Source organism: Actinospineispora spinosispora DSM 44797, assembly GCF_000429025.1.
GTDB classification, from domain to species: Bacteria; Actinomycetota; Actinomycetes; order Mycobacteriales; family Pseudonocardiaceae; genus Pseudonocardia; species Pseudonocardia spinosispora.
The window spans coordinates 68,022-84,896 of sequence record NZ_AUBB01000030.1; the positions used below are offsets into that span (position 1 = coordinate 68,022).

Sequence of the window (16,875 nt, forward strand, 5' to 3'; positions counted from 1 at the left end):
AATGATGCAGACCGACACCGAGAACGCGCAAGTGTGCTGAGCGAACCTGATATTTCTGAATACCACACACCTTGACTCAGAAGCTTGACAGGACTATTGGCTGCTCGAGCCCCCTGATCTCCTTGGCACGGCTCCGGCTATGTTCAACCATGTCATTAGACCTGGTTGTACACGCGCTCATCGCGTGTTTCGCGGCTCGCTTGAACATTCTCGGGTACCGGACCGTCACGTATTATCGCGCTGTATGAGCCAGGGGCACGCCGTAGCGAACGATGAGCACCTTCCCGAGGAACATTTCGCCATGAGCGGCGAGGGTGCCCGCGTATGTTATGAAATCTCCGGATCCGGTGCGCCAGTGCTGCTGGTCGGTGGCGGTGGCAGCACGTCGATGTCGTTCGCCAATTTGGCTCCGTTGCTGTCCGACTACTTCACCGTCGTGAACTACGACCGCCGAGGCACGTTGCGCAGCACCGGCGAAGTCAGCCTGACGCGGTACATCGAGCAGCAGGCAGACGACATCGTCGCCGTCCTCGACCACGCGGGCCTCGCCGCGGTGACGGTGTTCGCGACCTGTGGCGGAACCTCCATCGCCTTCGATCTGCTCACCCGCTTCCCCGACCGGGTGCAGGGCATGATCGCGCACGAGCCCCTGACGGCGTCGGTGTTGCCGGACGCGCCCGAGGTGTACGAGTACTACTCCGGCTGGGTGCGGAAGGCTCGCGAGATCGGGCCACTCGCGGCGCGCGCGCAGTTCCACGAACTCCACAGGATTCCGTACAACGTGGCGTCACGAGCACAGCCGGTTGAACGGGCCGCTTTCATCTTCGCCCACGAGGTTCGGCCGATGGTGGAGTACGTGCCGGACCTGCGGTCGATACGGAACAGCGGTTCCGCGTTTGTGGTCGGTGTGAGCAGGGAGAACATCGGCAGCTCGTTCGCCTTCGCCCGCACTCCGGGCTGCTATGCGAAGGAATTGGACGCCGAGCTGGTGGTTTTCCCCGGCTACCACGCCGGCTACTTCGAGAACCCCGAGTCGTTCGCCGAGGTGCTCGTTCCCTCGTTACAGAAGGTGGTCTCGCTCAGCGGCGCGCACAGCCGGCCATGACCGGACCCGCCGGTCGCGGTCCGACCGTCGCACCGTTCGCGCTGCTCGACCCGGCCGACCGTGCCGAGCTTCCGCCTGGCTTGGCGGACGCCTACCCGATGACCGCTCTGCAGCAGGGGATCTGTTGGGAGATCGCGCGGGCCGATGGCCCGATCCCGTACCACAACTGCATAGCGATGCCGGTGGACACCGAGGTCGAGTTCACCGAGGAAACCACGCACAGCGCCGTGCGGGAGGTCGTCACCGCGTATGCCGCCCTGCGGACCTCGCTACACCCCACCGGGTTCACCGAACCGCTGCAGCTGGTGCACCGGTCGGCCTCGCCGCCCGTCGCGTTCACCGACCGGCGACACCTGCGGGAGCCCCTCGGCGCGATTTCGGGTCAGGTCGAGGCGGAGGTCAGAGAATCGATCGACCACCGGCGGCCGTCTCAGGCGGGCTTCGGCTTCCATCGACTGTCGGAGTCAGCGGGCTACGTCGCTCTCACCTACTCCCACGCGATCCTGGACGCACCGAGCGCGCGCCGGATCCTGGGTGATCTGGCCAACGCACTCGACGGCAAGCGGGTGCACGGCGCCACTGACTGGATGCCGGAACTCGTTGCCCGGGAACGCACGGCGGCGACCGACCCCAGATCCGTGCGGTTCTGGCGCGGCCAGTTGGCCGGGACCGAGGGACTGCGATTGCCGCCTCGGCTGCTTCCCGGGTCAGGGGAACAGCACATCCACCACGTCACGCTGGAACCTGCGCTGGTCCGTGAGGTGATCGAGTCGGCGCACCGGCTCGGCACCTCGGTGGAGGCGGTACTACTGGCCGTGCACGTGCGCGTCATGTCGATGTGGGTCCGCGAGGGAGCGATCGCCGTAGGCGTCGGCCGCGATGTCCGACCGGACGGCCTGGCCCCGGACGACGCCGTCGGGCTGTTCCTCAACACCACTCCCCTTGTCGTCGAACGACTCCCCGACACCTGGGCGGAGCTGATCCGGATCACGCACGCGGCGCACCTCGCCTCGGAACCACACCGGTGGGTGCCGCTCACCGTGATCCGCGACGCCGCACCCACACAGCTCCCGTTGGATGCCTGGTTCACCTACCGTGACCCGGACAGCATTGATCACGCCGATCACCACGAAGCGGGTCGTACCGAGCTGCCGCTGACAGTCACCGCCTCGCACAGCGGTCTCACGCTGCGCGCCGACGACAGGTACTTCGACAGCGCCGAGACAGCGGGGCTGGGCCGGGCATACCTGACGACGTTACGGGCGGCGGTCTCCGACACGTCAGCGGCTCCCGGCGAGCTGTCGCTGGGACACCTCGTTGCGGGACCGGACCGGCCCGAGCAGTGCCGTCCGATCACCGAGCTGTTTCTGCGGCGCGTCGCCGAGCGGCCACACGCTCCGGCCGTCGTGGACAGCGACCGGGCCATCACCACCTACCGGGAGCTGGCGGACCGCAGCGCGCGCATCGCCGCGTCGCTGCAGGCCGCGGGTGTGACCCGCCGGGACGTGGTCGGGCTTTCCTTCGCCAGGTCACCTGAGCTGCTCGCCGCCCTCTTCGGCGTGCTGCGCCGCGGCGCGGCGTATCTTCCGCTGGATCCAGACCTACCGGCTTCGCGGCTACGGCAGATGATCTCCGATGCGGACGTGAACCTCATCCTCGCCGATCCCGCTTCGACCATCGCGCTGGATGGTCTCGGCATCACCGCCACCGAGCCTGCCGCGCTCCCGGAACCGGCCCTCGGGTGGACCGACCCGGTCATAGCCGCCGACGACCTGGCCTATGTCCTGTACACGTCGGGTTCCACGGGACGCCCCAAAGGGGTGTGCGTGAGCCACGGCGGTCTCGGCAACGTGCTCACCGAAGTGGCCACTCTGGTCGGGTGTGGTCACGCCGACGTCGTCTCGGCGCGCACGTCACTGTCCTTCGACATCTCGACCGTGGAACTCCTCATGCCGCTGCTGACCGGAGCGCGGGTCGCCCTCACCCCGGTCGCGGCGCGCGACGCGTCGGTGTTCGCCCAGTTCATCGCCGAACGCGGGGTCACCATCGCCCAGGCGACACCGAGCACGTGGACGCTTCTCTTGGAACAGGACTGGCGGCCCCCGGCACCGGGTATCCGCCTGCTCAGTGCCGGAGAGCCGCTCAACGACCGGCTGGCGACCTACCTGGCCGGGCACGCCCCACTGGTCAACCTCTACGGCCCGACCGAGGCAACCGTCTACGTCTCAGCGTCGATACCTCGACCCGAGGAGCCGGTCACCCTGGGCCGCCCATTGGCCAACTGCGAGCTGGCGATCGCCGACCGGAACGACGCCTTCGTGCCACCCGGAGTGGTGGGCGAACTGCTCATCGGAGGGGTCGGCGTGGCCCTGAGGTATCTGAATCAGCCGGAACTGACCCGCGAGCGGTTCATCGACATCGCCGTGGATGGGCGAGTCCGGCGCCTCTACCGTAGCGGCGACCTCGCTCGGGAGCTGACGTCCGGAGAATACGAGTACCTCGGTCGCATCGACCGCCAGATCAAGTTGCGCGGCTATCGGATCGAGCCCTCGGAGGTCGAGGCTGTCATCCGCGCACACCCGGATGTGCGCAGCGCCGTCGTGCGGCAGTGGGGTTCCCAGGACGACCCTGCGGGCCGACGGCTGGTCGCCCACCTCGTCACCACCGAGCCGGAGCTGCCGCTCGACCGCCACGAGCTGACCGCCTGGGTCGCCGAACACCTGCCGCACTACATGGTCCCGGCGGACTTCGTCGCCATCGACGCCATGCCCGTCACCGCCAACGGCAAACTCGACGGCGGCCGGCTGGACGAGCACTACCGATCGGTGGCATCCCACCTCACTCGGACGCCCCGTACGGCGGCCGACGACCCCCGCGACGACCTCGAGCTGTTACTCGTCTCGGAGATCAGCACGCTGGTCGACGTCGCCGATCTGCGCCTCGAGGACAACTTCTTCGAGATCGGCGGGAATTCACTGTCCGCGATGCGCTTGGTGGCCAGACTGACCGCCCAGAAGGTACCGATCGAGTTGGCCGACGTGTTCCACCACCCGACCCCCGCCAGACTCGCGCGGGCGATTCGCGGTTCCAGCACACGACTGTCCGAGAAGGCGGTACAGCTGTGATCATCGCCGGGCAGGTGAACGAGCAGCCTGCCTATGTGACCCAGTCGATCCGATTGCGGTTCCTTCGGGAATCGGGCGAGCCGGATATGCACCTGTTCACGACGTTTCGGGTGCGGGGACCGCTGGACGTCGTCAGGCTGCACGTGGCGGTACGGCGGTTGGTCCAGCGTCGCGACTCGTTGCGCAGCTACTTCACCTTCCGCGATGAGCGGGCCTGGCAGTGCTTCCTGCCACCCGGCGAGGGCCCGGAGCTGCAGGTACGGGACCTCCCCCGCGCAGGCGAGGCGCTGACGTGGTTCCGCGATGCCGTGCATGCCCCGTTCCCCCTGCTCCTGGGGCCGACCAGCCGATTCGGGCTGGCCAGACTCGGGCCGACCGAGCATCTGTTGTGCGTCGCCGGTACGTACAACGTCGTCGACGGCCACAGCATGGACCTGATCATGAACGACCTCGCGGCTCTCTACGCGCGAACACCGCCGGGTCGGGCGCCGGCCTTCGCCGCCTGGGCCCGGCGGCGCACCCGACACCTCATCGAGGTGAAGCGGGCGAACCAGGACTTCTGGACACGGCAGTTCCCCGGCCCGCCACCAGGTGCTCGCCTGCCACCCGCACTGCCGAGCCCACGGAGCTCGATCATCGCCCCTGCCCGGTATCTGAGGGCCGCGACCGTGCGAGCGTTGCGGCGGCTGGCGGCGGCACATGAGGTCTCGCTCTACGTCGTGCTGTTGGCCGCCGTCCATCTGGTCCGCTCCGCCGAACAGGACGTTCACGACCTCACCTACGCGGTCAACGTCGCCAACCGGGATGACGCTGACGCTGAGACGACGGTCGGCTGCCTCACCCACCGGGTGCTGGTGCGGATCGACGACGACGGCGCGGAGCTGGGCATTCTCCTGCGCCGGGTCCGCGACACGTTGTTGACCGTGCTGAGTCACGCCGCCACCCCGTTCCGTGTCGTCCGCTCGTGGCTGGCCGAGGAGCACGGCACCCAGACGCCGGAGTGCGCGCTGACCTACGTGGTTCTGGGCCGGGAGTGGGGCGCGGACCTGCGGCTACCGGGGCTGGACGTCGAACGGGTGGTACCCGATGCCGTCGATCCGGGCAGCGCGGGGCTGGAGTTCTGGTTCAGCGAGGTGGGCACCGGTATCAGTTTGACCCTGCGCCACCCGCCCGCGCACTATTCGGCGGCGATGGCGGCGCGGCTGGTCGACCAGGTCGACGAGGTTCTCGATCGCCTGGCTTACTCACCACTGGGGTGAATACCCACACCCGACACCGGTGTCATTGAGTTCGGCGACCATACATTCCTCCGGGTCTGAGCGTAATAGTCACCGGATTCGTATCGAACACACCCTGTCAATCTTGATCGTTGTTGTGCACACAGCGGATCGGTCTCTACGATCAATCATGAGCAAATCGGCCGATATCGCCGAGAAATATCCCGGCCCGAGGACACCGTCACCACTCTCCCAATCCATCAGATTCAATTTCGAAGAGAAGCTGGGGAAATACCCGCACAAGGTGGAGGCCGCGCTGCGCGGCGACTTGGAGTCCGCACTCTCGGTCGTCTACCTTGATGTGAACACCGACATCTGCAATCACAACTGCACCTTCTGTGACGGATTTCATCGGCCGCTCAGTCGGGCGGTCATCTCTACCGAGCGCATCCTCGAACTGATCGACGAGATGGAGGAGCTCGGTGTGCTGGCGGTGGTGCTCGCGGGCGACCGAGGTGAGCCACTCATGCACCCCGGGATCGCCCGAGTGCTCGACCGGTTCGCCCGGAGCCCGATCCAGCTCGGGATGTACACGAACGGTTCCATTCTGCCTCCCAGGCTGGTGAAGGCGGTCGGTTCGATGGCCTGGATCCGGGTCTCGGCCGACGCGGGCACCGCGCAGACACACCGCAAGATGCATGCCTACACCCATCAACGCGACGACTTCGCCACGCTGCAGAAGACTCTGCGTGCGCTCACCGACACCGTTCCCGACGTCGGCGTCTCGTTCATTCTCGACCCGCTGAACGTGCACGAGATCAGGCAGGCGGCGGACATCCTGCTCAGCGCGGGTGCGCACTTCATCGAGTACAAGCCCAAGTACCTGCCCAACTACACCGTCGACACCGAGTTCCTCGCCGACCATGCGGAGATCATCGAAAAGTCCATCACAGTGGCCCAGCAGAACTGGGGGCCCCGGGTGGTTCTGAACAATCAGATATCGGGCCTCCTGGACGGCCAGGAGGAACCCCGGCTCGAACGAGACCCCCGCCCGTGCCTGACCTCCGCACTGCGCATGGTCGTCTCCAGCCACGGCTGCTACTCATGCACCCCCTACCGAGGCGAATCCGAGCGCCGGTTCGGCGATGTGCTCACCCAGTCGTTGCGCACGATCCTGCGCGGTCAGCGGCGCGTCGAGCTCGTTGGCCGACCCTGCACCCGCCGATGCGCTTACGACGCGCAGAACGACTTCCTGATCGACCTCGCCACGACCGGGCGGACGCTGCCGGTCAGCCTCTCGTCCGCCCGACCGCAGGATGCCTTCATCTGATCCGGTCCGCTCGCCACGGCAGAAAGGTCCTGAAAGCGTGACGCGAGAAGAGTTCTACACCCTGTTCACCGCGCTGCTGACGGAGCTGAGGTCGGACCTGGACCTCAGCGGTCTCGAGCCCGACACCCATCTGTGGGAGAGGGGCTATCTCGATTCCATAGGGATGCTCGAGACCATCGAACGCCTGGAGGTCCTGGTAGGTAGGCCGCTGGAACTATGCGGAGATCTCCTGCCCACCTTCTACACGATGGACCGCATCTACGAGGCGCATATCGCGCCGGGGGCCCGCACCTAGATGATCGATTCCTTAAGTCGGTGCTGGTCAGAGCTGGTCAGAACCGCGAGTCGCTGGATTGTGCGGCGCGAGTCGCTAGATTCTGCCGGCCGCCGATCCCTGGCTCGCCGAGCGAAACCCCCGACTCGCACAGCAGAATCCCGCGACTCGCGCTGCACAATCTCCCGACTCGCGCCGCGGAATCTAGCGACTCGCCGGTGGGTGGACAGCCGAGCCAATGGGAATCGATCATCCAATGGGAATCGATCATCTAGTTGTCACGACCACTAGTGCGGTGAGGTCGACATGCGGGTCATGATCGTCTCGGCGGGAGGTCTCGGGCACCTGTACCCGCTTCTGCCTCTTGCCTACCAGCTGCGCAGCTCGGGAGTGGACGTCGTGCTGGCCGTGCCCGAGCACTCCGTCGGCCCGGCGTCACGACTCGGGCTGGCGGTGATCGCCCTCTCGGCTCCCGGTGTGTCCACGCCGAGCCCGGAGACCAAGGCAGCCCAGCGGGCGTGCCCGCCCTACCGGCGAGGCCGGCTGGTGCTCGGTCGATTCCTGGCGGACTCGGTGGCGCAGTTGCCCGCGTTGCGCGCGGCGATCCGAGACTGGCGGCCGGACGTTCTGGTGCGGGACGCCACCGCGTTCGCCGCCTGGCTGGCAGGCGAGGAACTCGACGTGCCGGTGGCGGTCTTCGACCACGCGGGTACCCCGGTCCGGTTGCTTGCGGCGACCAACGGGGACCTGTTCGCCGACGCCCGCCGCGACGCCGGGCTGTCTCCGGACCCACACCTGCGGTCGCTCAACCACTGGTTGCATCTGCTGGGCGCACCGCCACGCTGGTTCACCCAGCATTCGTTCGGGCCGACGACACACCTGTTCCAGCCACCGCTGGACATGCCGGTTCCCCGGGAGCAGCCGCCTTGGCTACGGGAGTTGGATCCCGCTCGCCCGTTCGTCTACGTCACGCTCGGCACCGTGCACAACGACACACCCGGTGTGTTCGACGCCCTCCTCGACGTGCTGGCCGACGAACCGCGCCTGCAGGTGCTGGCCACGCTGGGGCCGGGCACGGACACGGACCGGTTCGACGCGTTACCCGCGCACGTGCGAGTCGAGTCGTTCGTCCCGCAACCGCTGGTTCTGCCGCACGTGGACATGGTGATCTGTCATTGGGGCTACGGCACCTTGATGGGCCCGCTGTGCCATGGCGTACCGATGGTGCTCCTCCCGCTTGCGGCTGGAGACAGCGCCTCGGTCGCGACGCGCATCGAGCGACTGGGCGTGGGGGTCGTACTACCGGAACAGAACGCGACCAAGGCCGCGATCGCGGACGCCGTGACCTCGGTGTTGACGGAGTTCCGTTATCGGGACGCCGCCCGGCTGGTGGCGCGGTCGGTGCGCGAGCTGCCGCCGTTCGGCTGCGCCGCACCGCTGGTCGAACAGCTCGCGCGCACGCACCGGCCGGTGCTGAATCCCGCGTTCGGACGGTGAGGTCGGCCCGTTCGCCCTCCCGGTCACGCTGACTGTGGCCCCGGGGTGATGGCCGCCGACACCGTGGTGAGCAGCCGGTGGACGTCCTCCGTCCATCGGGAGCAGAGCACGAGGTCGCGCGCGGGATCGATCCAGAGCAGATGGCGCCCTAGGTTGCCGCGGGCACCTCGACCGGTCGATGGAGCAGCCGGCCAGGGCTTGGCCTCGTCATTGAGCCACCATAGGTAGCCGTACTCGGGCTTGACCACGCACGGCGCCCACGAACGGCGGATCCACTCGCCACTGATGAGCTGGTTGTCACCCGCGCTCCCGCCGTCCAGGTAGAGCTGACCGACGAGGGCCAGGTCCGCCGCACTGATGAACAAGCCGCCACCCCAGTGCGCGCCACCACTAACGACCGGAACGGAATCACCGTTGACGGTGACGAACGAGTCGCGGTACCCGTGCCAGGACCATGACGACGACGCGCCCAGCCCGGTCATCACCTCCTCGCGCAACACATCCTCGAGTGATCGCCCGAGTAGAACGGTGAGCGCGTAGGTGAGCAGGTTCATCCGGACGTCGTTGTACGCCCAGCCTTCTCCCGGCGGTGTGCCATGCACCTCGGTTCCCTCGCGATAGCTCTGGGCGTCGGCCGAGGTGGGCTTGCCCCACAGTGTTCCGACCCACTGGCTGGTCTGCTGCAGCAGGTGTTCCCAGGTGATGTCCCGCCCGGCGAACTCAGGCAGGTCAAGGACCTCGCACACCCGCTGTTCGGGGATCAGAAGTCCAGCGTCGTATGCGATTCCGGCCGCCACCGAGGCCACGCTCTTCGTCGCGCTGAACGCCATCTCAGGCACCGACGGATCGCCCCACGTGGCGACCTCACGACCGGCGAACCGGACGACCCCGCTACCGCCGCCCGCATCGAGCAGCGGACCGACCACCTCGGTGTGGTCGGTGTCGGTGACCTGCGCCGCGAGATAGGTGCGCATGTCGGCCGCTGCTCGGGTCCACCGGCCTGTCCTGGCCGCGATGGCCTCGGCCAATCGGAATTCGTCCAGAACCGCGCCCGAACCGCTCATGGTCGAATTCGCCACCATAGTCGCCCCTGCCGGTGTCCCTTTGTCGATGTCCCTACGGCCGATCGCCCCGAAGCTACCGCAACGTCGGTCCTGGCCGGGACCCAGTCGGTGTGCCGGATGATGCGGAACAGTCGCTCACCGCGGAACGCACACCGATCAATGCATTCAGCAGATTGAGGAAAGCGATGCCGGCGGTGATCAGACAGCCCAGCGTGAAATCATTATTCCACGCGATAGCCGGGTCGGTGCCGATTTCCACCGCCCGGGTCGTGTCGCTGATCGCGCTCGTCGCCGCCACCACCACGATTCCGAGTGAGGCACCGATCTGAAACGCGGCGGTGAGTGCTCCGGCCGCAATACCCTGTTGGTGCGACGGCATCTCGGACAGTCCAAGCACATTGACCGAAATACCGCAACCCTGCATCGCAAGACCGAGCAGGACCAGGGCGGGCACCATGAATCGGAGGGCGGAGCCGTGCGGCGGGATCTGGGCCAACCAGATCATGCCGAGGACAGTGCCGGTTGCGCCCGCGATATACGCCGGACGAGGTCCGACCCGGTGCACGATCTTGATCACCACCGTGGTGGCGACGACGGCCATGACCGCGAACGGAAGGAGAGCGAACCCGGCCTCGTCGGCGCTGTAGCCCTGGGCTCGCTGCAGATAGAAGCTGATGAGAAACAGCAGGGCTGCCTGAACCGCGCTGGTGAGCACCCGACCGATTGCCGCCGCGGCGAGCGATCTGGTGGTGAACAGATGCGTGGGGATCAGCGGATCCTTGACCCGGCGTTCGATGCCGACGAACAGCGCCAGTACCGCAACGGCCAGCGCACCGGGGACGAGCACGAAGCGCGAGCCGGCGCCGTCGACGTGGATGTCGACGATGGCATAGACGAGTAACCCCAGCCCCAGAGTGCAGGTGAGGGCTCCGGCGAGGTCGGGCTTCCCCGGTATGGCCGCGACCGCGGTGCGGCCGGGAGCGAACATCAGCGCACCGACGCAAGCCACGATCCCCAGCGGCAGGTTGATGAAGAAGATCCAGCGCCAGCTCAGGCTCTCGGTGATGAAGCCGCCGACGAGCACGCCTGCCGTGGCACCCAGCCCGGCCAGCGCCGCCCAGACTCCCAGCGCGGTAGCGCGTTCCCGACCATCCGGAAAAGTGGAGGTGACCAGGGACATGGCCGCGGGGGAGAGAAATGCCGCCGCCACACCCTGGACAGCACGGGCCGCGATCAACCAGCCGACTCCGGGAGCCACGCCGCAGACCGCCGAACTCACGATGAACATCCCGGCACCGAGCAGGAAGGTGCGTCGGCGTCCCCAGCGGTCCGCGGTACGCCCACCGAGAAGCATCAAGCCACCGAAGCACAGCACATAGCCGGTGAGTACCCATTCCACCGCGCCGGCCCCGGCACCGAGACCGAGCTGAATCGAGGGTAGCGCGAGATTCACCGCGGTGGTGTCCAGTAACACCATGAACTGAGCCAAGGATACGAACGTGAGCAATCGCCAGCGACGTGGGTTGAGCGAGACCTGGAGGGGCTCACCGGCAACCACTTTCTACTGGCTCCCTTTCTCTTATCCGCCACTCAGCTGTTCATAACAGCATGACCGCAGCATTACAGCAAGTGCGTAAAAAAACATACGGAGAGTCCTGCTATCGCGCTGCCCCGATGTTCGACCGCGGAAGTTCCGCGGTCGCCCACTCCATCGAGGTAAGGTCATGGACATGCTCTTCGTCCCGTCAGGTGATCCACGGGCCATTCTCATTGGTTTCGCCGGGCAACAAGGTCGCGAAAACATTGCAACCGTCGCGAAGTACTCGACTGTCGTCGGCGGGGTCGACACCAACCCTGCCGCTCAACAGGTCGCGGCCGAGATGGGATTTCCCTTCTTCGACCGGGTCGAGGCCGCGGTCGCCGCCGTGGATTTCGATGTGGCGATCGTCACCGTTCCACACCAGGTACACTTTGAAGTATGCGAGGAACTTCTCCGGTCAAGCAAACACGTGATCAAGGAGAAACCATTCGCAGTCAACGAGAATTCTGCGCAAAAACTCGTGGAACTCGCGGTCGAGCAACAGCTCAGTATATTCACGCTCGTGCAGCGACAGTTCAGTCCAGCATTTGAATTCGCCGAGAAGAACATCTACCGAATTGGTCGACCCTACTGGTTCTCCTACGACTACCACATGAATCTCGGCTCGCCGACCAGCGGCTGGCGTGCGAACACTGCCCTCGCCAGCGGGGGTGTCGTACTAGATATGGGATACCACCTGGTCGACGTCATCAGCCGGCTCTTCCCTGAGCCTTCGGAGGTCGATTCCACGTTCCTGTACTGTTACGAACATATGCGGCAAGGTCGACTGGAAGATATGGCTAACATCAGGTTCAGGTTCGATGTGGAGAACTTCGCCGGAGAGATGACCGTATCTCGGCACAGCCACGAGAAGTCTGAAAGACTTGTCGTCCACGGGTCTGGCGGAATCCTCACGGTCACTCCGCACGAGGCAGCCCTGTACTCTCTCGGTGGCGAGCAACTCGGCTATGCCAAAATCGGACACCCGAAAAACATCATGGTCGACCAGATGTACAAATATTATTTCGACCACCTCGATGAGCCGGAGGCTCGAAGTCGCCACCTGACCGAACAACTCGCCGCGGTGCGTCTGATCGACCGCATCTACGACCGGGCGGTGGCGTAATGACGATCATCACCCGCCGCGGGAGCGGCTCGCACGGGGTTGTGGTCACCGGTGCTGGACGGGGCATCGGCCACGCCGTCGCCACCCACCTGCTCGACCGCGGTGACAACGTCGTGCTCGGTGTTCGCCGCCCGGAATCGCCCTCGGTGCGCTCGCTCGCCGAACGGTACGGCTCGCGTGCGATCCCGGTGCGGCTCGATCTCGACGAACCTGACTCGATCACGGCCGCCGGCGATGAGATCGCACGATCGCTCGACAGCGTGGCTGCCCTGGTGCATTGCGCGGGGATCAACATCAGCCCGAGCCATGAACGCAGCGCAAGTAAAGGCCCCCTTCCACTGCTCGTCCCCGATGCGGTGGAGCGAATGTTCCGGATCAACGTCACCGGCACACTCAGAGTCGTGCAGGCGATACTGCCCCTGTTCGACGGTGCCGGCTCTCCGACGATCATGAACCTGGGCACGAGTCGAGGTTCGCTCGCGCTCGTCGACGACGAGAAGTCGATCGGCTATGCCGTGACCAAGGCGGCCCTGACGATGCTCACCCGCAAGATGTCGTTCGCGTTCGCGGGGCGTGCCGGGTGCGTCGTGACAGTCGATCCAGGATGGGTCCGCACTGACATGGGCGGCGAGGACGCACCTGTCGGCGCCGACGAGGCCGGCCGCGACCTGATCGCGCTCCTGGACTCCCTCGACGTGCGGCACAACGGCCGGTTCCTCAGCCGAACCGGAGAAGAGGTGCCGTGGTGACCGAGACGAGGGATCTCCGAGGACCGACCGAGGCTCAGGCGTACCTGGTGCTCGACGACACCACCCGCGAACGGATCGCCACCGCTCGCGAAGCCGTCCGCGCCGATTTCGCGGGCGTTGAGAGCGCCCACGACATCAGTCACCTCGACCGAGTCGCACGGCTGGCCGCTGTGATCGCTCATGGCGAGCGCGCCGACCCCGCCATCGCGGGAATCACGGCGTATGTGCACGACTACCACCGCCTCGTCGAGCAGCGACGGCGCGCGGGCATCACCACCTCGGACACCACCGACCTGATCGATGAGGCCCTCGAGCGAGCCCGGGTAGACCCGGCCCAGCGCCCGACCATCGTGAGCGCGGTGGACGCCACCGGCCGATTCTCCTTCTCCGACCGGTACGCCACGCCGGCCCATCTGGTCGCGGCGTGCCTCCACGACGCGGACATGCTCGACGCCATGGGCGCCATCGGGATCGCACGAGCCTTTCTGTACGGCGGCACACTGGGGGAACCGATGTGGGACGAGACCAGCTCGCTGCAGAGCAGCTATCGCTCAGGCCGGACGAGTTCGGTCGTCGCTCACTTCTACGAGAAGTTGCTGCACCTCCGCGACGAGCTGCACACTCCGACCGCACGACAGCTCGCCACGGAGCGCCACGAGTTCCTGGAACTATTTCTCCAGCGCTTTCATCTCGAGTGGGGCGACGCCGAGAACCGGCCGGCACCGCGCCGACCCCGGACGCGGTAGCCTTCGCGCGACCGGAGGGTGACTCGTGGATACGGCCAGCATCGCCACAATGGTGTCGCAGTACTTGGCGGCATGGAACGAGACCGATGTCGCGGCCCGGCGGGTGCTGCTGGAGCAATGCTGGGCTGATGGCGGTGTCTACATCGATCCGCACGTCGAACTGATCGGACGCGATGCGCTGGACCGCCACATCTCGAAGATTCAGACTGAACGTCCAGGTGCGCGACTCGAGTTCATGAGCAGTATCGACATCCACCACACTGTCGCGCGTTTCCTGTGGCGGCTGGTCCGGGCCGACGGGACGTATGGCGATACCTCGATCGACTTCGCCGAGACCGCCTCCGATTGGCGGCTCGGGAAAGTCATCGGCTTCTTCGGCGCGGCGCCCGCGCTCTAGCCCCGGCTCTTCGTGAGCAGGTTGCGGCGCGGGGGCTGCGCCCGACAACTCCTCAACCCATGATCACCACGGGCTGGTAGCTGTTTCTGGGTGGTGATCATGCAAACCGGGGGTTCTGGATCATCCGCGCCTGAACGTCGAGAAATTGACGGCGGCAGGATCCGGCCCTCCTCGGCGACCTGAATCCAAGCCGTCCACCAAAGCCAGATCGGTGTCGCTCAGCGTGAAGTCGAAGATCCGCAGGTTCTCCGCGATGCGCTCCGGCCGGACCGACTTCGGGACGACCGATACTCCCCGCTGCACGTGCCAGCGCAACACCACCTGGGCAGGCGACCGGCCGACCCGCTCAGCGATGCCAGCCAGCACCGGCTCGGCGAGCAGTGTGGCCCCCCTGCCCATGCCCGCGCCCCCACCTGAGCCGCTGCTGCCCCCGATCGGCGACCACGCCTGGACGACGATCCCTCGCTTCCACGCGTACTCCCGCAGCTCCCGCTGCGGGAAATAGGGGTGCAGCTCGACCTGGTTGACCGACGGAGTCGTGCGCCCGTCGACCCGGAGTCGTTCCAGATCCTCGATCGAGAAGTTGCTGACCCCGACCGCCGATGCCCGCCCGTCGGCGTGCAGCTCCTCCAGCACCCGGTACGCCTCGAGCGCCGCCCGGCCTTCCGCCGGGACCGGCCAGTGCACCAGGAACAGATCGACGCGATCAAGCCCGAGGCGAGCGAGGCTCGCCGCACAGGCCCGCCGGGCGGCATCGGCACCGTAATCGTCGAGCCACAGCTTCGTGGTCACGAACACCTCGTCGCGGGAGACCCCACTGGTCCGCAGGGCGCGGCCCACCGCCTCCTCGTTCCGGTAGGCGGCCGCCGTGTCGACGAGCCGGTAACCGGCGTCGAGTGCGGCGCCGACGGCGGCCTCGGTCTCGGTGTCGGACATCTGCCAGACACCGAGACCGAGCTGGGGCATCGACGTGCCATGGCGGAGCCGGAGCGTCGGCACAGCGGTGGCGGGTGGTGGGATCACGCGGAATCCTCCAACGACTACGGACGGTCACTCGACGAAGATGTCGACCTCCGGTCGCATCTGGGCGCAGGTACGCAGGACGTCGTGAATCATGTGCTGGTCGAAGGCGTGGAACGGAGCCATGTCCACGGTGCGGTCCGGGCCCAGCGCCGGGTATGCCTGCTGAGACAGCAGGTAGTCGAATCGCGGCGCCCACTTGCGTGCGCCGAGCCGGGCCGTCACCGAGCAGTTGTCGACCATGTACGCGACCCCGCGGGCGTGCATGTACGGATTCAGCGAGTCGACGCTCTCGATCACCGACTCGTTCGCCACCTCGGAGTACGGGTGGCCCGCCTCCAGGAGATGGTCGATCTGGGCCATCATCACACCGCAGTAGACGCCCGCGGTGAACGGATCGATCGAGACCTGATCCTCGTTGCGGTCAGCGCGCACCTTCTGCCCGATCGACCACATGCCCGTGCTGTCGATGGCGCCCATCGGGTACTGCTCGAGCCGGCTGCCCGCGACGACCACACTGTTGATCTCGTTACCGGACGCGACCTCGTCATAGATCTCCGCGAACACCTCGCGGCCCACCGGATACGCGGCGGAGTAGGCGCGCGCGAACACCTCGCGGCCCGCGACGCCCAGTGCGTCGTACACGCCGATGATGCCGTCGTGCGAGATCGTCCGCGAGATCGGACCCGTGATCGACTCGACGGAACGGGTGAAGGCCTCACGCTCGCCCGCGCCTTCGGCCATGTACCTGCGGAACAGGCTCTCGACGATGCCGTGCACGGCCCCGAGCAGGATGCCGCGCTCACCCGCGACGTCGGAGCGGTACTCCGATTCCAGCGTGGTCTGGAACGTGTAGGGCGCGCCGAGCGCCACCGACCAGCCGAGCGCGCGGTTGGTCGCCTTGCCGGTGACGTCCTGGTGGATCGCGAAGCTCGCATTGATGCCCGCACCATTGACGTCGGCGCCCTGCAGGTACAGCGCGCGAACCGACTTGCCCATGCCCTTGGGGCACACGGCGATGACGTCGACATCGGCCGGGAACGAGCCGCCGACATTGGCGAGATGGCCGACCAGGAAGCCGTGTGAGAGCCCGAGCGTGGTGCCGGGCCGCAGGAGGGCGAAGATCTCCTGGTAGCGGCCGGCGAGCGCGCCGTCGGAGATGAGCAGCAGCACCATGTCCGATCCGGACACGGCGTCCTCGACGGTGGTGAGGGTACCGTCAGCCTCGCTGAATCCGGCGTCGATGGCCTCGGTGCGCGACCTGGACCCCTCCCGCAGACCCACCACAACGCGTACCTCGGTGCCCGCAAGGGAGTCACGCAGGTTCTGCGCCTGCGCGGAGCCCTGCGGGCCCCACCCCACGACACCGATCTGGTCCACGCCGGCGAACGCCTCCGACAGCTTCGGGAACAGGTCCCGGCCGCCCCGGATGATCGCCTCCGTGTGGTCCGCGACGGTGATCAGCTCCTTGGTGAACACCGACGATTCGAAGTCCAGCTCCTGCACGATCGAACACTCCCTGATACAGCGACACGGTCCGGTCGGGCGTCGAGGCCCACACCGGCGGACGGGGGACGCCGGTGCACCGCTCCCGGGTGGGGCCACGGCACGCAGCTCGGCACCGCCACCAGGTGTCCCGCTGCGGG

14 protein-coding genes are annotated in these 16,875 nt (G+C 66.7%); 10 read left to right on the forward strand and 4 right to left on the reverse strand.

Going from position 1 to position 16,875, the window contains the following annotated elements; translation table 11 throughout:
- Nucleotides 1–244: 244 nt before the first annotated feature.
- The 6 genes from G406_RS0115020 to G406_RS54015 all read left to right on the forward strand — a co-directional run bounded on the left by G406_RS0115020 (nt 245) and on the right by G406_RS54015 (nt 8,548).
- Nucleotides 245–1,105: an alpha/beta fold hydrolase gene (locus G406_RS0115020; protein WP_169736695.1), complete on the forward strand. Its 861-nt coding sequence runs from the start codon at nt 245–247 to the stop codon at nt 1,103–1,105.
- Nucleotides 1,102–4,230 (forward strand): non-ribosomal peptide synthetase, encoded by a 3,129-nt coding sequence (locus G406_RS0115025; protein ID WP_028934495.1) that lies wholly within the window; start codon nt 1,102–1,104, stop codon nt 4,228–4,230. The genes G406_RS0115020 and G406_RS0115025 overlap by 4 nt, the downstream gene beginning before the upstream one ends.
- Complete coding sequence (locus tag G406_RS0115030; protein WP_028934496.1) at nt 4,227–5,489, forward strand: condensation domain-containing protein; 1,263 nt, start codon at nt 4,227–4,229, stop codon at nt 5,487–5,489. Before G406_RS0115025 ends, G406_RS0115030 begins: the two co-directional genes overlap by 4 nt.
- A gap of 148 nt (nt 5,490–5,637) precedes the next feature.
- Complete coding sequence (locus G406_RS0115035) at nt 5,638–6,777, forward strand: radical SAM protein (RefSeq protein WP_084216081.1); 1,140 nt, start codon at nt 5,638–5,640, stop codon at nt 6,775–6,777.
- Nucleotides 6,778–6,814: 37 nt separating this feature from the next.
- Nucleotides 6,815–7,072, forward strand: coding sequence for a hypothetical protein (locus G406_RS0115040; protein WP_028934498.1), 258 nt, complete (start codon nt 6,815–6,817; stop codon nt 7,070–7,072).
- Between the two features lie 285 nt (nt 7,073–7,357).
- Nucleotides 7,358–8,548 carry a glycosyltransferase gene (locus tag G406_RS54015; protein ID WP_051342128.1) on the forward strand — a complete coding sequence of 397 codons (1,191 nt, stop codon included), beginning with the start codon at nt 7,358–7,360 and terminating at the stop codon, nt 8,546–8,548.
- Nucleotides 8,549–8,571: 23 nt separating this feature from the next.
- Here G406_RS54015 and G406_RS46990 read toward each other — a convergent pair whose 3' ends face one another.
- Together G406_RS46990 and G406_RS46995 are read right to left on the reverse strand one after the other, a co-directional pair.
- The gene (locus G406_RS46990; RefSeq protein ID WP_245607119.1) at nt 8,572–9,612 is read right to left on the reverse strand and encodes a serine hydrolase domain-containing protein; all 1,041 of its coding nucleotides are present in this window, start codon (nt 9,610–9,612) and stop codon (nt 8,572–8,574) included.
- 73 nt (nt 9,613–9,685) lie between these two features.
- Nucleotides 9,686–11,170 carry an MFS transporter gene (locus G406_RS46995; protein WP_211241157.1) on the reverse strand — a complete coding sequence of 495 codons (1,485 nt, stop codon included), beginning with the start codon at nt 11,168–11,170 and terminating at the stop codon, nt 9,686–9,688.
- 166 nt (nt 11,171–11,336) lie between these two features.
- Between G406_RS46995 and G406_RS0115060 the strand changes: the two genes are divergently transcribed.
- From G406_RS0115060 to G406_RS0115075, 4 genes are read left to right on the forward strand one after another with little or no spacing between them, the layout of a single operon-like run.
- Entirely contained in the window at nt 11,337–12,317 is a 981-nt protein-coding gene (locus G406_RS0115060) for a Gfo/Idh/MocA family protein (RefSeq protein WP_028934499.1), read from the forward strand.
- Nucleotides 12,317–13,066 carry an SDR family NAD(P)-dependent oxidoreductase gene (locus G406_RS0115065; RefSeq protein ID WP_028934500.1) on the forward strand — a complete coding sequence of 250 codons (750 nt, stop codon included), beginning with the start codon at nt 12,317–12,319 and terminating at the stop codon, nt 13,064–13,066. The genes G406_RS0115060 and G406_RS0115065 overlap by 1 nt, the downstream gene beginning before the upstream one ends.
- Nucleotides 13,063–13,812, forward strand: a complete 750-nt coding sequence (locus G406_RS47000) for an HD domain-containing protein (protein WP_156934888.1) — start codon at nt 13,063–13,065, stop codon at nt 13,810–13,812. The genes G406_RS0115065 and G406_RS47000 overlap by 4 nt, the downstream gene beginning before the upstream one ends.
- 25 nt (nt 13,813–13,837) lie before the next feature.
- Entirely contained in the window at nt 13,838–14,209 is a 372-nt protein-coding gene (locus tag G406_RS0115075) for a nuclear transport factor 2 family protein (RefSeq protein ID WP_211241158.1), read from the forward strand.
- Between the two features lie 120 nt (nt 14,210–14,329).
- Here the strand turns inward: G406_RS0115075 and G406_RS0115080 are convergent, their stop codons facing one another.
- Nucleotides 14,330–15,175: an aldo/keto reductase gene (locus G406_RS0115080; protein WP_051342140.1), complete on the reverse strand. Its 846-nt coding sequence runs from the start codon at nt 15,173–15,175 to the stop codon at nt 14,330–14,332.
- Nucleotides 15,176–15,259: 84 nt separating this feature from the next.
- The gene (locus tag G406_RS0115085) at nt 15,260–16,735 is read right to left on the reverse strand and encodes a ketol-acid reductoisomerase (protein WP_037076725.1); all 1,476 of its coding nucleotides are present in this window, start codon (nt 16,733–16,735) and stop codon (nt 15,260–15,262) included.
- Between the last annotated feature and the right edge of the window lie 140 nt (nt 16,736–16,875).